This window comes from Shinella sp. WSD5-1 (genome assembly GCF_963942435.1).
Lineage (GTDB): Bacteria > Pseudomonadota > Alphaproteobacteria > Rhizobiales > Rhizobiaceae > Shinella > Shinella yambaruensis.
This window is the reverse complement of record NZ_OZ012596.1, coordinates 1,868,748-1,885,847: the sequence shown is the minus strand read 5'-3', so window position 1 is coordinate 1,885,847 and position 17,100 is coordinate 1,868,748. Positions and strand designations below refer to the sequence as shown.

General features: G+C 64.7%; 16 protein-coding genes and 1 tRNA gene. 7 read left to right on the top strand and 10 right to left on the bottom strand.

Features of this window, described 5'->3' with window-relative positions; translation table 11 throughout:
• Position 1: 1 nt before the first annotated feature.
• Complete coding sequence (gene betB / locus AABQ55_RS09125) at positions 2–1,465, top strand: betaine-aldehyde dehydrogenase (protein ID WP_272804794.1); 1,464 nt, start codon at positions 2–4, stop codon at positions 1,463–1,465.
• A 10-nt stretch (positions 1,466–1,475) separates the two neighbouring features.
• Here betB and AABQ55_RS09120 read toward each other — a convergent pair whose 3' ends face one another.
• Complete coding sequence (locus tag AABQ55_RS09120) at positions 1,476–1,838, bottom strand: helix-turn-helix domain-containing protein (protein ID WP_272804793.1); 363 nt, start codon at positions 1,836–1,838, stop codon at positions 1,476–1,478.
• A 3-nt stretch (positions 1,839–1,841) separates the two neighbouring features.
• Positions 1,842–2,087 carry a type II toxin-antitoxin system RelE family toxin gene (locus tag AABQ55_RS09115; protein WP_245082369.1) on the bottom strand — a complete coding sequence of 82 codons (246 nt, stop codon included), beginning with the start codon at positions 2,085–2,087 and terminating at the stop codon, positions 1,842–1,844.
• Positions 2,088–2,138: 51 nt separating this feature from the next.
• On the opposite strand from AABQ55_RS09115, the gene betA reads away from it, so the two are divergent.
• Together betA and AABQ55_RS09105 are read left to right on the top strand one after the other, a co-directional pair.
• Positions 2,139–3,791 carry a choline dehydrogenase gene (gene betA, locus AABQ55_RS09110; RefSeq protein WP_272804792.1) on the top strand — a complete coding sequence of 551 codons (1,653 nt, stop codon included), beginning with the start codon at positions 2,139–2,141 and terminating at the stop codon, positions 3,789–3,791.
• Between the two features lie 64 nt (positions 3,792–3,855).
• On the top strand, positions 3,856–4,134 hold the full coding sequence (locus AABQ55_RS09105) for a hypothetical protein (protein ID WP_272804791.1): 279 nt from the start codon (positions 3,856–3,858) through the stop codon (positions 4,132–4,134).
• Here the strand turns inward: AABQ55_RS09105 and AABQ55_RS09100 are convergent.
• The 3 genes from AABQ55_RS09100 to AABQ55_RS09090 form a co-directional block, all read right to left on the bottom strand.
• A complete protein-coding gene (locus AABQ55_RS09100) occupies positions 4,127–4,597 on the bottom strand; it encodes a DUF6644 family protein (RefSeq protein ID WP_272804790.1) in 471 nt (156 codons plus the stop codon). The genes AABQ55_RS09105 and AABQ55_RS09100 overlap by 8 nt on opposite strands.
• 10 nt (positions 4,598–4,607) lie before the next feature.
• Entirely contained in the window at positions 4,608–4,970 is a 363-nt protein-coding gene (locus AABQ55_RS09095; RefSeq protein ID WP_272807420.1) for a DUF6152 family protein, read from the bottom strand.
• Between the two features lie 166 nt (positions 4,971–5,136).
• On the bottom strand, positions 5,137–6,057 hold the full coding sequence (locus AABQ55_RS09090; RefSeq protein WP_272804789.1) for a calcium-binding protein: 921 nt from the start codon (positions 6,055–6,057) through the stop codon (positions 5,137–5,139).
• 242 nt (positions 6,058–6,299) lie between these two features.
• Here AABQ55_RS09090 and AABQ55_RS09085 point away from each other — a divergent pair, with 242 nt between their 5' ends.
• From AABQ55_RS09085 to cysN, 3 genes are read left to right on the top strand one after another with little or no spacing between them, the layout of a single operon-like run.
• Positions 6,300–7,049, top strand: coding sequence for a phosphoadenylyl-sulfate reductase (locus AABQ55_RS09085; RefSeq protein ID WP_272804788.1), 750 nt, complete (start codon positions 6,300–6,302; stop codon positions 7,047–7,049).
• A 46-nt stretch (positions 7,050–7,095) separates the two neighbouring features.
• Positions 7,096–8,049: a sulfate adenylyltransferase subunit CysD gene (cysD, locus tag AABQ55_RS09080; protein WP_245082390.1), complete on the top strand. Its 954-nt coding sequence runs from the start codon at positions 7,096–7,098 to the stop codon at positions 8,047–8,049.
• Position 8,050: 1 nt separating this feature from the next.
• On the top strand, positions 8,051–9,541 hold the full coding sequence (gene cysN / locus AABQ55_RS09075) for a sulfate adenylyltransferase subunit CysN (RefSeq protein ID WP_272804787.1): 1,491 nt from the start codon (positions 8,051–8,053) through the stop codon (positions 9,539–9,541).
• A 388-nt stretch (positions 9,542–9,929) separates the two neighbouring features.
• Here the strand turns inward: cysN and AABQ55_RS09070 are convergent, their stop codons facing one another.
• The 3 genes from AABQ55_RS09070 to AABQ55_RS09060 form a co-directional block, all read right to left on the bottom strand.
• On the bottom strand, positions 9,930–11,246 hold the full coding sequence (locus tag AABQ55_RS09070) for an HlyD family type I secretion periplasmic adaptor subunit (RefSeq protein ID WP_245082396.1): 1,317 nt from the start codon (positions 11,244–11,246) through the stop codon (positions 9,930–9,932).
• A gap of 13 nt (positions 11,247–11,259) precedes the next feature.
• Positions 11,260–12,990 (bottom strand): type I secretion system permease/ATPase, encoded by a 1,731-nt coding sequence (locus tag AABQ55_RS09065; protein WP_272804786.1) that lies wholly within the window; start codon positions 12,988–12,990, stop codon positions 11,260–11,262.
• A 213-nt stretch (positions 12,991–13,203) separates the two neighbouring features.
• Positions 13,204–13,707 carry an MgtC/SapB family protein gene (locus AABQ55_RS09060; RefSeq protein WP_272804785.1) on the bottom strand — a complete coding sequence of 168 codons (504 nt, stop codon included), beginning with the start codon at positions 13,705–13,707 and terminating at the stop codon, positions 13,204–13,206.
• A 155-nt stretch (positions 13,708–13,862) separates the two neighbouring features.
• On the opposite strand from AABQ55_RS09060, the gene AABQ55_RS09055 reads away from it, so the two are divergent.
• A tRNA-Pro gene (locus AABQ55_RS09055) sits at positions 13,863–13,939 on the top strand.
• 806 nt (positions 13,940–14,745) lie between these two features.
• On the opposite strand, the gene AABQ55_RS09050 is transcribed toward AABQ55_RS09055, so the two are convergent.
• Positions 14,746–16,146 (bottom strand): coniferyl aldehyde dehydrogenase, encoded by a 1,401-nt coding sequence (locus AABQ55_RS09050; RefSeq protein WP_443021144.1) that lies wholly within the window; start codon positions 16,144–16,146, stop codon positions 14,746–14,748.
• An 88-nt stretch (positions 16,147–16,234) separates the two neighbouring features.
• A complete protein-coding gene (locus AABQ55_RS09045) occupies positions 16,235–17,071 on the bottom strand; it encodes an alpha/beta fold hydrolase (RefSeq protein ID WP_272804783.1) in 837 nt (278 codons plus the stop codon).
• Between the last annotated feature and the right edge of the window lie 29 nt (positions 17,072–17,100).

The window sequence follows — 17,100 nt, the reverse complement described above, 5'->3', positions numbered from 1 at the left end:
GATGAAAGCCCAACCGAAAGCCTCGCACTTCATCGACGGCGACTATGTGGAAGACGCCGCCGGCACGCCCTTCGACAGCATCTACCCCGCCACCGGCGAGGTGATCGCGCGCCTCCACGCCGCAACGCCCGCCATCGTCGAGAAGGCCATCGCCTCGGCCAAGCGCGCCCAGAAGGAATGGGCGGCGATGAGCCCCACGGCGCGCGGCCGCATCCTCAAGCGGGCGGCGGAGATCATGCGCGAGAGGAACCGCGAGCTGTCCGAGCTGGAGACGCTCGACACCGGCAAGCCGATCCAGGAGACCATCGTCGCCGATCCGACCTCGGGCGCCGACGCCTTCGAATTCTTCGGCGGCATCGCGGCGGCGGGGCTCAACGGCGACTATATTCCGCTCGGACAGGACTTCGCCTTCACCAAGCGCGTGCCGCTCGGCGTGTGCGTCGGCATCGGCGCCTGGAACTATCCGCAGCAGATCGCCTGCTGGAAGGGCGCGCCGGCGCTCGTCTGCGGCAACGCCATGGTCTTCAAGCCCTCGGAGAACACGCCGCTCGGCGCGCTGAAGATCGCGGAGATCCTCGTGGAAGCCGGCCTGCCGAAGGGGCTCTACAACGTCATCCAGGGCGACCGGTCGACCGGCCCGCTGCTCGTCAACCATCCCGACGTCGCCAAGGTCTCGCTGACCGGCTCCGTGCCAACGGGCAAGAAGGTCGCGGGCGCCGCCGCCGCCGACCTCAAGCATGTCACGATGGAGCTCGGCGGCAAGTCGCCGCTCATCGTCTTCGACGACGCCGACCTCGAAAGCGCCATCGGCGGTGCGATGCTCGGCAACTTCTATTCGACCGGGCAGGTCTGCTCGAACGGCACCCGCGTCTTCGTGCAGAAGGGCATCAAGGACAGGTTCCTGTCGCGCCTGAAGGAGCGGACGGAAAGGATCGTCATCGGCGATCCGATGGACGAGGCGACGCAGCTCGGCCCGATGGTCTCCAGGGCCCAGCGCGACAAGGTTCTGGACTATATCGAGAAGGGCAAGGCGGAAGGCGCGACGCTTCTGACCGGCGGCGGCATTCCGAACGACGTGTCGGGCGAAGGCACCTACATCCAGCCGACCGTCTTTGCCGACGTCACCGACGACATGACCATCGCCCGCGAAGAGATTTTCGGCCCCGTCATGTGCGTGCTTGACTTCGACGGCGAGGACGAGGTGATCGCCCGCGGCAACGCCACCGAATTCGGCCTCTCCGGCGGCGTCTTCACGGCGGATATCACCCGCGCCCACCGCGTCGTCGACCAGCTCGAAGCCGGCACGCTCTGGATCAACACCTATAACCTAGCCCCCGTGGAAATCCCCTTCGGCGGCTCCAAGCAATCCGGCTTCGGCCGCGAGAACTCGCTGGCCGCGCTGGAGCACTATTCCGAACTGAAGACGGTCTATGTCTCAATGGGCAAGGTCGAGGCGCCGTATTGAGATGGGCGCCTCAGTCCGCCACGTCCACGACGAGGTCATCGAGATCGACCCTCAGAGCCTTCGCGATGCGCTTGAGCACGTCGACGGAGCCGGTTTTCTTGCCGGCTTCGATCTCGGAGAGGTAGGGCTGGGAGATACCGGCGGCTTCGGCGAGCTCGGAGACCGTAAAGCCGCGATAATTCCGGAACGTGCGGATGCGGCTGTCGGTTTCCCAAAGCTCGTAGACGAGTTCGGCCGGCCATGTTTCTTCACCCGCCCGCACACGCGCCATGATTCGCTCTGCCGCGATCGTGTCGAGAAGGTCCTCGTAGTCGTCTTCCGGCACGAGGACATAGGACTGCCCGTCGATCACGGTCTTGCGCACCTCGCCCATTGTTCACTCCTTGTAGATACCGCCGCGCGGCCCAACTTCGACGACGATAACCAACGCCGTTTGCTCATCGATGATAACGCGATCGTCGCCGACACGAATGCGCAGAAGCGCGCTCCCCTTGAGCTTCTTGACGTCGACGACGTCGCCACGCGCGAACGCATCGACCTTGGACCGGATGGCCGTCCGTCGCTTCGGCTGCATTCGGTCCAGAACCTTTGTGGCAGCCTTGGAATACTGCACCACCTTCATTCCAAGATTATAGCAAATAGCTATACTCCGATCAACCAGCGGTAACAGGCCATGACCAACGCAGACTACATCATCATCGGCTCCGGCTCCGCCGGATCGGCGCTCGCCTATCGCCTCTCGGAGGACGGCAGGCATACGGTCATGGTGCTGGAATATGGCGGGTCGGATATCGGGCCGTTCATCCAGATGCCGGCGGCGCTCGCCTGGCCGATGAGCATGAAGCGCTACAACTGGGGCTATCTCTCCGAGCCCGAGCCGAACCTCAACAACCGGCGCATCACCGCGCCGCGCGGGAAGGTGATCGGCGGGTCGTCCTCCATCAACGGCCTCGTCTATGTGCGCGGCCATGCCGAGGACTTCAACCGCTGGGAGGAGCTCGGCGCGCAGGGCTGGGCCTATGCGGACGTGCTGCCCTACTACAAGCGCATGGAGACCTCGCATGGCGGGGAAGCCGGCTGGCGCGGCACCGACGGGCCACTGCACGTGCGGCGCGGGCCGGTGACCAACCCGCTCTTCCACGCCTTCATCCAGGCCGGGCAGCAAGCCGGTTTCGAGCTGACGGACGACTATAACGGCTCCAAGCAGGAAGGCTTCGGCCTGATGGAGCAGACGATCCACAACGGCCGGCGCTGGTCGGCGGCGAACGCCTATCTGCGCCCCGCCATGAAGCGGCCGAACGTCTCGCTCGTGCGCTGCTTCGCGCGGAAGATCGTCATCGAGAACGGCCGGGCCATCGGCGTCGAGATCGAGCGGGGCGGCAGGATCGAGGTGGTGAAGGCGAACCGTGAGGTCATCGTCTCCGCCTCCTCCTTCAACTCGCCGAAGCTCCTGATGCTCTCCGGCATCGGCCCGGGGCAACACCTGAAGGACATGGGGATCGAGGTGAAGGTCGACCGGCCGGGCGTCGGCGCCAACCTGCAGGACCACATGGAGTTCTACTTCCAGCAGATCTCGACGAAGCCCGTCTCGCTCTATTCCTGGCTGCCGTGGTTCTGGCAGGGGGTGGCAGGCGCGCAGTGGCTTGTCTCCAAGGGCGGGCTCGGCGCCTCCAACCAGTTCGAGGCCTGCGCCTTCCTGCGCTCGGGACCGGGGTTGAGGCAGCCGGACATCCAGTACCACTTCCTGCCCGTCGCGATCTCCTATGACGGCAGGGCGGCGGCCAAGAGCCACGGTTTCCAGGTGCATGTCGGCTACAACCTGTCGAAATCGCGCGGCAACGTGACGCTGCGCTCCGCCGATCCGATGGCCGATCCCGTCATCCGCTTCAACTACATGAGCCATGAAGAGGACTGGGTGAAGTTCCGCCATTGCGTGCGCCTCACCCGCGAGATCTTCGGCCAGAAGGCCTTCGACGAGTTCCGCGGGCCGGAAATCCAGCCGGGCGCCGCCGTCGAGACGGACGATCAGATCGACGCCTTCCTGCGCGAGCACCTGGAAAGCGCCTACCATCCCTGCGGCACCTGCCGCATGGGCGCGGCCAGCGACCCGATGGCGGTCGTCGATCCCCAGACCCGCGTCATCGGCGTCGAGGCCCTGCGCGTCGCCGATTCGTCGATCTTCCCGCACGTGACCTACGGCAACCTCAACGCGCCGTCGATCATGACCGGCGAGAAGGCGGCCGACCACATCCTGGGCAGGCCGCCCCTCGCCCGCTCCAACCAGGAGCCGTGGACCAACCCGCGCGCGGCGGTGAGCGACCGATAAAAACTTTGGAACCTTGATGGCCGCACGGAATTGAGGCGGGCAATCGCCTCAAAGGGGGGAGCCTGTGGCAACATACAAAAAGGTTTCGCATCGTCATATCCGCAAGGAGACCGACCTCGTCGTCACGCTGATCGAGGGCATCGGCGGGCCCTGCGCCTTCATCACCGATCCGGCGCAGGCCCGCGACACGATCCCCATTCCCGTGGAGGAAGCGCTCGCCGGCGCAAGGCAGGTGATCGCCGGCGACCCCAGGCCGCGCAACATCGTCATCGTCGACGAGGACGACCTGTGGGACGATTGCTGGGGCACGCTCGCGCCGCATCCCGAACGAAACGTCAGATGAAGGCGATCCAGCGCCCCGCCAGCACCGCGCCGACCCAGATGACCATCGAAAACAGCGCCTGCATGCGCAAGGCGGGAGGGGCGCTGTCCGTCGCCAGCGCCGTCTGCCAGGCGCCGCGTGCGTGCAGGACAAGCGCATTGACAATGCCGAGGGCGACGAGCGCGACCTTGACGAGGAAGGCGGGGTTCCCCGCATATTCCTGCGCCCGCACGGAGAAGAGGCAGAGGCCGGTCGCGAGCGCGGCGACGACGCCGGTCGCCGCGGTGCGCGAGAGCAGCGGGCCGACGGCGACGATCGGCGCGGCGCGGATGAGGCCGACGAGCCGCAGGTCGAGCGGCAGGATGGCCCCGACGACGAGGCCGATCGACAGGATATGGGCGGCGTTGACGACGAGATAGAGCGTGCCGGACGCCTTCAGCGCGGCGGCGACCGGCGTCGTCGAGAGCCAGGCAAGCGCCTCCATCCCCGCCCCGTCAATTCGTCTCGATGCGCTCGGGATAGATGTCGAAGACCTTTCCGGCGACGGTGATGCGCACGGCCTTCATGCGCTTCTCGTTCTGGTCGAGCGAGCGGTTGCCGAGCACGACGATCGCATCGCCCGGCTCCGCCGATCCCTCCACGAAGCCGGACCGCTGCGTCTGGCGCGGATTGCCGAGTTCGATCTTCCACACGCCGTCCGACGCCGTCTCGACCTCCAGCGAGGGATGCGGCGGGGCGATCGAGACGGTGCGGATCGTTCCGGTGAGTTCGGTCTGCTCTTCCTCGGCCCAGGTCCAGCCGTGATGCGCGAAGGCGGCGAAAGCGGTCATCGACGCGGTGGCGGCGAGGACGACCATCCGTGTTGTTGCGGCCTGCATGGCGTTCTCCTCTGTCTCTCCTGCCCCGACAGATAGGATACACCCCTGGGCCGGCGAGGCCGTTCAAGGATAGTTGAACGGCCTCGTCCAAATGAAAGGGCCGGGCAATGCGCCCGGCCCTTCCTGCCTGCTTCCGACCGGAGGTTCAGAAGAAGAAGAAATCGTTGGCGTGAAGGTCCGCCTTGTCGATGCCTTCGAGCTTGATGGTGTTCTTGCCGTAGTCGATGATGAGGTCGCCGGACTTTTCGGTGGCGTGCGAGAGCACGTCGTTGAAGTTCTTCAGCACCGACTTGTCGAGGCGGATCACGTCGCCCTTGGCGCTGCCGGCCTCGAAGTCGGTGACCGTGTCGTTGCCCTGGCCCTTCTTGAAGATGAAGGTGTCGGCGCCGTTCCCGCCGGTCAGCTTGTCGTTGCCGGCGCCGCCGTCGAGCGTGTCGTTGCCGTTGCCGCCCGAAAGCTTGTCGTTGCCGGCATCGCCGAAGAGCTTGTCATTGCCCGCGCCGCCGGAGATCGTGTCGTTCCCGCCGCCGCCCTTCAGCGTGTCGTTGCCGTTGTTGCCGGAAATCTTGTCGGCCTTGCCGAAACCGGTGAACGTGTCGTTGCCGGTGCTGCCCGAAAACTCGATGGCGTTGGCCTTGAGGATCTTCTGGAGGCTCGTCGTCGCGCCGCCATCGGTGTTCTTGCCGCCCATGATGTCGCTCAGGATCTTGCCGGCAAGGGTCTTGTCGGTGACGTTGAGGCCGGTGATCTCGATGTCGGACACCGCCTTGAAGCGCGAGCCGACGAGCTCGACCTTGTCGCCGAAGGTGATGGCCTTCAGCGAGCCGGTGATCTTGTGGGTGGCGAGGTCATAGTCCCACTTCGCCTTGCCGGCGGTCAGCACGACGCCGTAGTCCTTGAGATTGGTGCTGGCATATTGCGTGCCGCTCATGGCCATCGGGTCGGCGCTGTTGAAGGAGCCGTAGCCGTCGCGAAGATAGGTCTTGTTGAAGTTGGAGAGGTACGCGGCGAAGTTGATGCCCTTGCCGTCCTTGTTCGCATCCTTGACCGCAATCTTGATCGCCATTTTCCTCGTTCCTTCCTGTCAGGCACCCATGCGCCCCGATACTTGAATTCGACATTCAGCTATTAAATCTGATTTTTGCTGTCAAGTTTTTTGACGGCCGGGAAAGGCGGCAGGATTTCTGCCCGTGGCGCGAGATGGAGAGATATTTGCTCCCGCGCCGACATTTCAGAAATCCGTTTTGCTGTCTCGGGCCGGGCAAGGCTGCGATAATCCGGCAACTTCTCGCAAAGGCATGGAATGGAATGACTGCTCTCACCGGAAACGGGACCGCGCAGGCCCTCAATGACAAACTCGCCGAACTCGACCTTGCCGGACGCCTTGCGCTGGTGGCCGGGCTTGGCGGGCGTTCCGTCTTCACCACCAGCCTCGGCATCGAGGACCAGGTGATCACGGCGGCCATCGGCACCGAGCGCCTCGGCATCGACGTCGCGACGCTGGAGACCGGCCGCCTCTTCAAGGAGACCGTCGACCTCATCGACGAGACCGAGGACCAGTACGGCATCACCATCACGCGTTATCATCCCCGCCAGGACGATATCGACGCCTATGCCGCGCAATACGGCCTCAACGGCTTCTACGAGAGCGTCGAGGCGCGCCACGCCTGTTGCGGCGTGCGCAAGCTGAAGCCGCTTGCGCGCGCACTCGAAGGGGCATCCTTCTGGATCACCGGCCTTCGCCGCGGCCAGTCCGGCAACCGTGCCGACACGCCGTTCGCGGAGTTCGACGCCGAACGCGGCCTGGTCAAGATCAATCCGCTGGCCGACTGGGACATCGAGCGCATCAAGGCCTATGTCGCCGACAATGCGGTTCCGGTGAACCCGATGCACCGGCGCGGCTATCCCTCGATCGGCTGCGAACCCTGTACGCGCGCCATCAAGCCCGGCGAGCCCGAGCGCGCCGGCCGCTGGTGGTGGGAGAACGACGAGAAGCGCGAATGCGGCCTGCATGTGCCGGAATCGGCGATCCCCTCCCTCGAATCGAGCGCCCTTTAAAGTTCATCCGCCCCGAGGGGCGCAGAAATCCGGAGTACTACCTTTCATGTCCGATATCCGTCCCGAAGCGGAAGCGAAGCACAGTGCAACGCAGAAGCCGCCGCTCGATCCGCATCTGAAGGCGCTGGAAAACGAGGCGATCCACATCTTCCGCGAGGTCGCCGCCGAATTCGAGCGGCCGGTCATGCTCTATTCGATCGGCAAGGATTCCTCGGTCCTCCTGCATCTCGCGCGCAAGGCCTTCTATCCGGGCCGGGTGCCCTTCCCGCTGCTGCACGTCAACACGGGCTGGAAGTTCGCCGAGATGATCGCCTTCCGCGACAAGATCGTGAAGGACTACGATCTCGACCTGATCGAGCACATCAACCCGCGCGGCGCGGCGGAGAACGTCACGCCCTTCACGCACGGCTCGGCGCTCTATACCGACATCATGAAGACCGAGGCGCTGCGCCAGGCGCTCGACGCCGGCAAGTTCGACGCGGCCTTCGGCGGCGCGCGGCGCGACGAGGAAGCCTCGCGCGCCAAGGAGCGCATCTACTCCTTCCGCACGCCCGACCACCGCTGGGACCCGCGCAACCAGCGCCCGGAGCTGTGGAACATCTACAACGGCATGATCCGCAACGGCGAGAGCGTGCGCGCCTTCCCGCTGTCCAACTGGACCGAGGTCGACATCTGGCGCTATATCCAGGCCGAGGACATCCCGATCGTGCCGCTCTATTTCGCGGAAAAGCGCCCCTATGTGGAGCGCGACGGCATGATGATCCTTGCCGAGGACCCGCGGCTCGAACTGCTTCCCGGCGAAGTGAAGCAGGAAGGCGTCATCCGCTTCCGCACGCTCGGCTGCTTCCCGCTGACCGGCGCCATCCGCTCCACCGCCACGACGCTCGACGACATCATCGCCGAGCTGGAGACGGCCACCGTCTCCGAACGCCAGGGCCGCGCGATCGACCGCGACCAGTCCGGCTCCATGGAAAAGAAGAAACGCGAAGGGTATTTCTGAGATGACCGTTTCCGCCACTGCAACCGCCGAGGTTTTCTCCTTGGAAGAAACGGCCCCTGAGCACGCCCGCGCCATCCGCGATTCCCGCCCGCTTCGCCTCATCACCTGCGGCTCGGTCGACGACGGCAAGTCGACGCTGATCGGCCGCCTGCTCTGGGACACCAAGGCCGTCAAGGAAGACCAGGCCGCGACGCTCGAGCGCGACAGTTCCGGCAAGCAGAACGATCTCGGCCTGCCCGATTTCGCCCTCCTTCTCGACGGCCTGCAGGCCGAGCGCGAACAGGGCATCACCATCGACGTCGCCTATCGCTACTTCTCGACGGACCGCCGCGCCTTCATCGTCGCCGACACGCCCGGCCACGAGCAGTATACGCGCAACATGGCGACCGGCGCCTCCACGGCCGACCTTGCCGTGCTGCTGGTCGATGCGCGCGTCGGCATTCTCGAACAGACGCGCCGCCATGCCACCATCGCCTCGCTGATGGGCATCCGCCAGTTCGTGCTCGCGGTCAACAAGATCGACCTGACGCATTACGACCGCGCCCGCTTCGAGCAGATCACGCACGACTTCAAGGAATTCGCCCTGACGCTCGGCGTCAAGCAGATCACCGCCATACCTATGTCGGCGCTGAAGGGCGAGAACGTCGTCTATGACGGGCGCGCCGCCATGCCCTGGTATGACGGCCCGACGCTGGTCGAGACCCTGGAGAAAGCCACCACGCGCTCCAACCAGACGGTCGGCTTCCGCCTGCCGGTGCAGCGCGTCTCGCGCCCCGGCGAAAGCTTCCGCGGCTACCAGGGCACGGTCGCGGGCGGCTCGGTGAAGCCGGGCGACTCGGTCGTCGTCCTGCCCTCCGGCATGGTAGCGAACGTCACCAAGATCGTCACCTTCGACCTCGTGCGCAACGCCGCCGTCGCGGGCGACGCGATCACGCTGGTGCTCGACCGGCAGGTGGATGTGGCGCGCGGTGACATGATCGTCGCCATCGACAGCCAGCCGATGACCGGCCGCGGCTTCGACGCCCAGCTCGTCGCCCTCCAGCCGGACGGCATCGAGCCAGGCAAGCGCTACTGGCTGAAGAGCGGCTCGCGCCGCCAGCGTGTCAGCATCGAGCCGGTGAGCCAGCTCGACCTGAAAACCGCCAAGTGGGGTGCCGCGGACAGGCTCGGCATGAACGCCATCGGCAAGGTGCATCTCACCTTCGACGAGCAGGCGATCTTCGACAGCTACGAGCAGAACCGCACGACCGGCGCCTTCATCCTGATCGACCCCGACACCAACAACACGGTGGCCGGCGGCATGATCACCGGCCGCCGCTCGGAGATCGGCGGCATCCACAAGGACGACCAGCGCGTGCTGCTCTCCCTGCCGGCCGACCTCGCGGAAAAGATCATGGCGACCGAACTCTTCGCCAACCGCCGCCAGGACGTGGACGTGCGCCATACGAGTGCTGGGCGGGCGGCGGAGATTCTGGCCGATCTCGACGAGTAGGATTTCGCCGTGGAGGCGGCCCCTCATCCCGCTGCCGCGACCTTCTCCCCGCAAGCGGGGAGAAGGGATATGCCGCACAGCCTCCGATTTTCGGGAAACCCTTGCCTCTTTTTCCTTCTCCCCGCTTGCGGGGAGAAGGTGCCGGCAGGCGGATGAGGGGCGGCTTCAGCTTCGAAAATAAAAAGGGGGCCGCAATCGGCCCCCTTTTACCATTCCGTGTCCCGCTCAGAAGAAGAAGTACCAGAGCAGGAGGACGACGAAGAGCGGAACGCCCATCAACCAGAGGATCAAGGCCCGAGCCATAGAATTTCCTTTCCCAAACCGTTATGTCGATCGGGAAACGGTCGTGGCGCCAAATTGTTCCATCAGGGGTTGGTGAAACGCCCGCTCACCGCTCGCGGAACGCCTTGGCGAAATAGTCGGCGAGCGGCTTGATCAGATATTCCAGCGGCGAGCGCTCGGAGGTCTGGATGAAGGTCTCGACGGGCATGCCGGGCATGACATGCTTGTCGCCGAGCTTCGCCATCTCGCCGCTGTCCGGCTTGATCTCGGCCTTGTAGTAGGTGGCGCCGGTGCGCTGGTCGGCGAGCACGTCGGCGGCGACCTTCGTCACATGGCCGAAGATTTCCGGCGTCGATCGGTGGTCGAAGGCGGCAAAGCGGATATGCGCCATCTGGCCGACATGGACCTGGTCGATCTGCGTCGGCGAGATCTGCGTGGTGATGATAAGGTCCTGTTCCTGCGGGATGATGTAGAGCAGCGGATCGGCCGGGCGGATGACCGAGCGCAGCGCGTGGACCTGCATGCCGAGCACGACGCCGGCCATCGGCGCGGTGATGTCCATGCGGCTCAGCGTCTCCAGCTTGGCGTTGCGGTTCTCCTTGAGCTCGGCGACCTTCGCCTCGATCTCGCGCAGCGCCGTCGTCGCCTCCTCGCGCACCGTCGAATGGATGTTGAGGATGGCGATCTCGATTTCGGCGACGCGGCCGGCATTTTCCGCGATGTTGGCGCGGGCCTGGCTGATCGTGCCGAGGATTTCCGCCTCCTCGCGCTGCAGCGCCAGCACGCGGCTGGCATTGGTCAGCGACTGGGCGAGCAGCTTGTTCTGGGCCTCCAGTTCCTTGCCGATCAGGCTGAGCTGGGTTTCCAGCGCCTTGATGCGGCTTTCCAGGCCCTCGTTCTGCTTGGCGATCTGCGCCTTCTTCTCCTGAAGCTGGGCGGCCTGCTTGCCGCGCGTTTCGGCGCGCGCCGCCATCAGCCGCTTCTGGCCGGCGACGATCTCGGCCGCCTCCGGATCGGTGGCGACGGCTTTCAGGAGCTCGGGATCGAAGCTGATCTCGGCCGTCTCGTCCTGCTCCGCCTGGAGGCGCGCGGCGGTGCCGAGCAGGCTGAAGAGCTGGCCCTCGATGACGGCGAGCTCGGAGCGGTCGAAGGTGTCGTCGAGGCGCATCAGCACGTCGCCGGCCTTCACCGTGTCGCCTTCCTTGACGCGGATCTCGCCGACCACGCCGCCCGTCAGGTGCTGCACGATCTGGCGGTTGCTGGCGACCTCGATGATGCCGCCGGCCACGACCGCGCCGTTGATGCGCGTCAGCGCCGCCCAGGCGCCCATGCCGCCGAGCAGCACGAAGACCGTCGCATAGCCGGCGATCGCATAGCCCCGGCTGGTCCACTTCTTGTCCTTGGCGCCCGTTTCGCGAACCATGGCTCTAAAACCCTTACTTGTTGCTGCCGCCGGCACCGGCGACGACCTGCGTGTGGTTGCGCAGGTGCGCGCGCAGCACGTCGTCGCGCGGGCCGAAGGCCAGGCGCTGGCCGTTTTCCATGATGAGGATGAGCTCGCATTCCTCGATCGCCGCCGGCCGGTGCGCCATGATGACGACGGACTTGCCCTCCGCCTTCAGGTTGCGGATGGCAAGGTTCAGCGCCATCGAGCCCTCGGCGTCGAGGTTGGAGTTCGGCTCGTCGAGCACCACCAGCACCGGATCGCCATAGAGCGCGCGGGCAAGGCCGACGCGCTGCTTCTGGCCGCCGGAAAGGCGCCCGCCCATGGCCGGCAGCTTCGTGTCGTAGCCGTCCGGCAGGCGCAGGATCATGTCGTGCGCACCGGCCTTCTTCGCCGCTTCCACCACCTTCACCGGGTCGGGATCGAGCGCCATGCGGGCGATGTTCTCCGCCACCGTGCCCTCGAACAGCACGACATCCTGCGGCAGGTAGCCGACATGGTCGGCAAGGCCGTCCGTGCCGTACTGTTCCAGCGAGGCGCCGTCGAGGCGCACCTTGCCGGCGGCCGGCGGCCAGATGCCGGTGAGCACGCGGGCGAGCGTCGACTTGCCGGAGGCGCTCTGGCCGATGACGCCGAGCGCCTGGCCGGGCCGGAGCTCGAAATTCAGCATGCGCAGCGTCGCGACCTGCTCGCCGGGCGGCACGACCGTGACCTGCTCGACCTCGAGGATGGCGCGCGGCTTCGGCAGCGCCGTGCGGGGATCGTCCTCCGGCACGCGCGCCAGGAGCTCGGACAGGTTGCGCCAGCCCTGCCCGGCGCGCTGGATCAGCGACCACTGGCCGATCGCCCCCTCGATGGGCGCCAGCGCCCGGCCGATGATGATGGAGCTGGCGATCATCGCGCCCGCGGTGATCTCGTTCTGCAGCACCAGATAGGCGCCGAGCGCCAGGATCGCCGACTGCAGGAAGACGCGGAAGGTCTTCGAGCTGATCGAATAGAAGCCGTTGCTGTCGGAATAGCGGATGTTGGCCTCGAGCGTCTTGTCGCGCAGGAGCTGCCAGCGGCCGGCGACGGCGCGGCGCATGCCGAGCGCCCGCACGGTGTCGCTCTCCTTCTGCAGCGTCTGGGTCATCTCGTCGCTGAGCCGGCCGGCGATCATCGCCCGCTCCTGGTCTTCCTTCGTGCCGTTCTGGTTGAGCCAGGTGAGCCCGACGAGGATGAGGCCGCCGACGATGCCGAGCACGCCCATCCAGGGATGGAAGGTGAAGATGACGAAGAGGAAGAACGGCGTCCACGGAATGTCGAAGACCGTGAAGAGCGCGGGCGAGGACAGCACCTTCTGGATCGCGTCGAGATCGCGCATGCCGGTGACGGTGGAAATGCCCTGGGCGTGCAGGTTCGTGCGGTCGAGCACGGCGTTGAAGACGCGCTTGTCGAAGCGCGCCTGGAAGCGGGCGCCGATGCGCGCGGCGACGCGGCTGCGGATGTGGTCGAGCACGCCCATGACGAGATAGAGGCCGATGATGAGGCCGGTCAGCGCCACCAGCGTCGCCTCCGAGCGGGAGGAGAGCACCCGGTCGTAGATTTGCAGCATGAAGAGCGGCCCGGTCAGCACGAGCAGGTTCACGAAGAAGCTGAAGAGGCCGATGGCGAGGAAGCCCGTCGCGCTCGACTTCAGCGCCGCTCTGAGTTCCTCTATGCCGGCCTTGCCCGATGGACGCATGACAATGTCTCTTCAAAGATCGACGCCGGAGGCCGGCCGGCGGGCCGGCGGCATCCGGGCGGCGAAGGGCCACTCGACCGCCCCGCCGCGAGCGGCCGGATGCGGGGGCCGCCCGCATGGCTGCGCGCGTCCTCGTTTGAAGACGGTATAGGGCCCGATTTATTCGTAAATCAACAGAATTCCGACGAAACGCCTAAAACACAACTCGAACCGTCATGTTTTCCCGCCGTCCGCCGCCTTCGTGTCCTCCTCCTTCTTCATCTCGATCTTGGCGAGAATGAAGAGGACGACGAAGCAGGCAAAGGTCGCGACGACCGCGACGAACCAGTAGCCGAGGCCGACCGAAAGCCCGACGGCGCCGGCAAGCCACATGCCCGCCCCCGTCGTCAGCCCCTTCACCTCGCCGCGTGAGAAGACGATCATGCCCGCGGCGAGGAAGGCGACGCCGGAGGTGACCGCCTCGATGACGCGCAGCGGATCGATGCGCACCTGCTCGTCGGAAAAGCCCGCCATGTGCACGCTCTCGATGGACAGGATGGCGAAGACGCAGGCCGCCAGCGCCACGAGGATATGGGTGCGCAGCCCCGCGGCATGGTCGCGGTATTCCCGCTCCGCCCCGATCACCGCCCCGAGCAGGATCGCCCCCGCCATGCGGGCCAAGAGGACCGGATAGGGCACTTCGGTGCGGGGAAAGAGGTCGGCGATGATCTGTTCCATGGCTCGCCAAACGCGAAAGCCGCAGTCCGGTTCCCGCAGCGCCCCCGAAAAACAAAACGCCCGGCCTTCCGGCCCTTTCCTCAACGGCGCGAATTTTTTTGATATTTTGCGCTTGTCGAAACGAAAAGCCTGTTCTATAGAGGCGCCGCTGGTCACGGAGTGTAGCGCAGTCTGGTAGCGCACCACGTTCGGGACGTGGGGGTCGAGTGTTCGAATCACTCCACTCCGACCAGCGGAAATCCTTCTAAAACAAGGATTTACAGCCATTCCGAGGGCTAACTAAAACCTTCCCGCCTGAAAACTGACAGAAACTCTGACAGAAACCCCTCGCCGGCCGCGTGGCGGTCGAATAGAAAAGGGCCTTTCCTGACTAATTGGCCTGCCTGGAGGCAACAAAGTTCTTAGACGCGCCGCCATTGGCGGGAGCTTGGAGCATAACGTCTCCATTGGGGCCGAGAGCGGCCTGTCCGCTCTTCGATTAATATTGGCGATAGGCTGCCATTCAGTATCTAGCCTGCAAGCGAGCCACGGCTTATGCACAACCTTTGTATTATCCAACAAGCTTGCTTGCTCCGGGGGAACTTGAACGAACCTCAGACTTAGTGTCTTCTCAGATCAACTTCTGGGGGTAGAAATGCAGTCCGACTCGTTTCAACACCGCGTGTGGCAGTGGGTCGTCGCATGCTTCCCTAAATCCGCGCACCTCAACGTGCGGGAGCGGAATCATCGTTTCCTTGAAGAAGCACTCGAACTCGCCCAGGCGAACGCCTGCACCAAGGAAGAAGCCACCAACTCGTGGAATATGTGTTCGACAGACCACCAGGCGGAGTCTGCCAGAAGGTTGGCGGGGTGTAGGTGGATTACTGCCATTCGAACCCCGAAATGAACGCTCAGAGTAAACCGAAAAGCGGAAATTATTTCCGCGTTGGCGTAGAAATCTCGCGGCACGAAATCTAGGCTTGGAAGCACAAGAATTCGGAAGAAAGGTCGGCGGCGGTTCGGTCCGTAGGACGACTAGCCATGCTTGACTTTCGAACCTTATTTTCCTGAGCCCAGCGTCACCCTGAGGGCCAGGTCGACGAGCCTGCCGAACGGCGCGCGCAGCAGGCTCGGCAGGTTCCAGCGGCCCTGGACGAAGACACCCTTGGCGTGGCTCATTGTGCGGAATCCCTCGATACCGTGATAAGCGCCCATGCCGCTCGGACCGATCCCGCCGAACGGCAGATCGTCCTGCGCGACATGGATCATGGTGTTGTTGATGCCGACATTGCCCGATGTAGTATTCATCAGCAGCTTCTCGCGGTCCGCGCCTTCGTCACCGAAATAGTAGAGCGCCAGCGGACGGGGCCGTGCGTTCACGTAGTCGATAACCTCGTCGATCGTGCGATAGGTCGTGACCGGAAGGAGCGGGCCGAATATCTCCTCCTGCATGACTGCTGCATCGTCTCCGGCGTCCACGATCAGCGTCGGCGCCAGCGTACGCGCTCGGTCTGCGGAACGCTCCGGAGTGACGCCGACCTCGATGACTCGTGCGCCCCTGGTTCGGGCATCCTCGATCAGGCTGCGCAGCCGATCGTAATGACGATCGTTGACGATGGAGGTGTAATCGTCGCTAGTCGGCCCATCGGGATAGGCATGCGCGACGCTCACGCCAAACTGGGCAATGAACGCATTGAGATCGTCTTCGTGAACCATCGCGTAATCGGGCGCGACACAGGTCTGTCCGGCATTCGACAACTTGCCGAAGACGATGCTTGCCATCGTCCGATCGTCGACATGGCCGCGTTCGACTATGACCGGGCTCTTTCCACCAAGTTCGAGCGTCACCGGCACGAGATTGTCGCTCGCCGCCTTCATCACCTTGCGGCCGACCGGCGTGCTGCCGGTGAAGAGCAGATGATCGAACGGCAGGCCGCTGAACGCCGCACCGACCTCCGGGCCGCCGAGCACGACGGCAACCTCATCGGCCGGAAAGATCTCTTCGAGCATCCTCCGGATGGTCTCGCTGGTGCGCGGAGTCAATTCCGACGGTTTCAGCATCGCACGGTTGCCGGCGGCGAGCGCTGTCGCAAGCGGGATGATCGTCAGCGAGAACGGATAGTTCCATGGCGCCATCACCCCGATGACGCCTTTCGGCTGATACTCCACATAGGCACGGCCGGCGCGATAGAACAGGCCGACATGCCGGCGCTCCGGCTTCATGAAGCGCCGCAGATTGCGGATGAGATAGTCGATGGTCTGGATCACGCCGACGGTTTCCATGATGTCGGTCTCGTGGCGCGAGCGATGCCCGAAATCCGCACTGATGGCCTCCGCCACCGCGCGTCGATGCGCGAGCACGGCGGAGCGCAGGCGTTTCAGCCGGGCCTTGCGATCGGCAAGGGTCGGCGGTCCTTCCTTGAGGAAGGCGGAACGCTGGCGTTCGAGCAGAGCCGCCATATCGAAGCTGGGATCGGGGTGGGCCGGAATCATCGCGTCTATCTCTTGAAATGGCGCGCGCCGAAGCCGGTCCGGCGCGCGTTTCGCTTCAACCTTTTATGAATGCGAGCAGATCGGCATTGATCACATCGGCGTTCACCGTAAGCATCCCGTGCGAGAAGCCGGGATAGATGATCAACTTACTGTTCTGCAGGAGCTTGTCCTGCATGATCGCCGCCGCCTTGTAGGGGACCACCTGGTCATCGTCGCCCTGCATCACGAGGGTCGGCACGGTGATCGCCTTCAGGTCCTCGGTCTGGTCGGTTTCCGAGAACGCCTTGATGCCTTCGTAATGCGCCTTGGCGCTGCCCATCATGCCCTGGCGCCACCAGTTCTCGATAACGCCCTGTGAGGGTTCTGCGCCCGGCCGGTTGTATCCGTAGAAGGGACCGGCGGGCACATCGAGGAAGAATTGCGCGCGGTTCGCGGCCAGCGCGGCGCGGAAACCGTCGAACACTTCGATCGGCGTCCCATCCGGATTGCCTTCGGTCTTGACCATCAGCGGCGGGACGGCGCTGACGAGAACCGCCTTGGCGACACGCCCCTGCGGCTGGCCATACTGCGCGACATAGCGGGCAACCTGCCCGCCACCGGTCGAATGGCCGATATGGATGGCGTTGCGAAGATCGAGATGCTCGGCGACCGCCGAGGCATCGGCGGCATAGTGATCCATGTCATGGCCATCGCTGACCTGGCTCGAACGACCATGGCCGCGCCGATCATGCGCGACGACGCGGAAGCCTTCCTTGAGGAAGAACAGCATCTGGTTGTCCCAATCATCCGCGCTGAGCGGCCAACCGTGATGGAAGTGGATCGGCTGCGCGTCCTTCGGACCCCAATCCTTGTAGAAAATCTCGGTTCCATCCTTTGTTTTGACATAGGCCATGACGACTTCTCCTCTGTTGACGATTACGG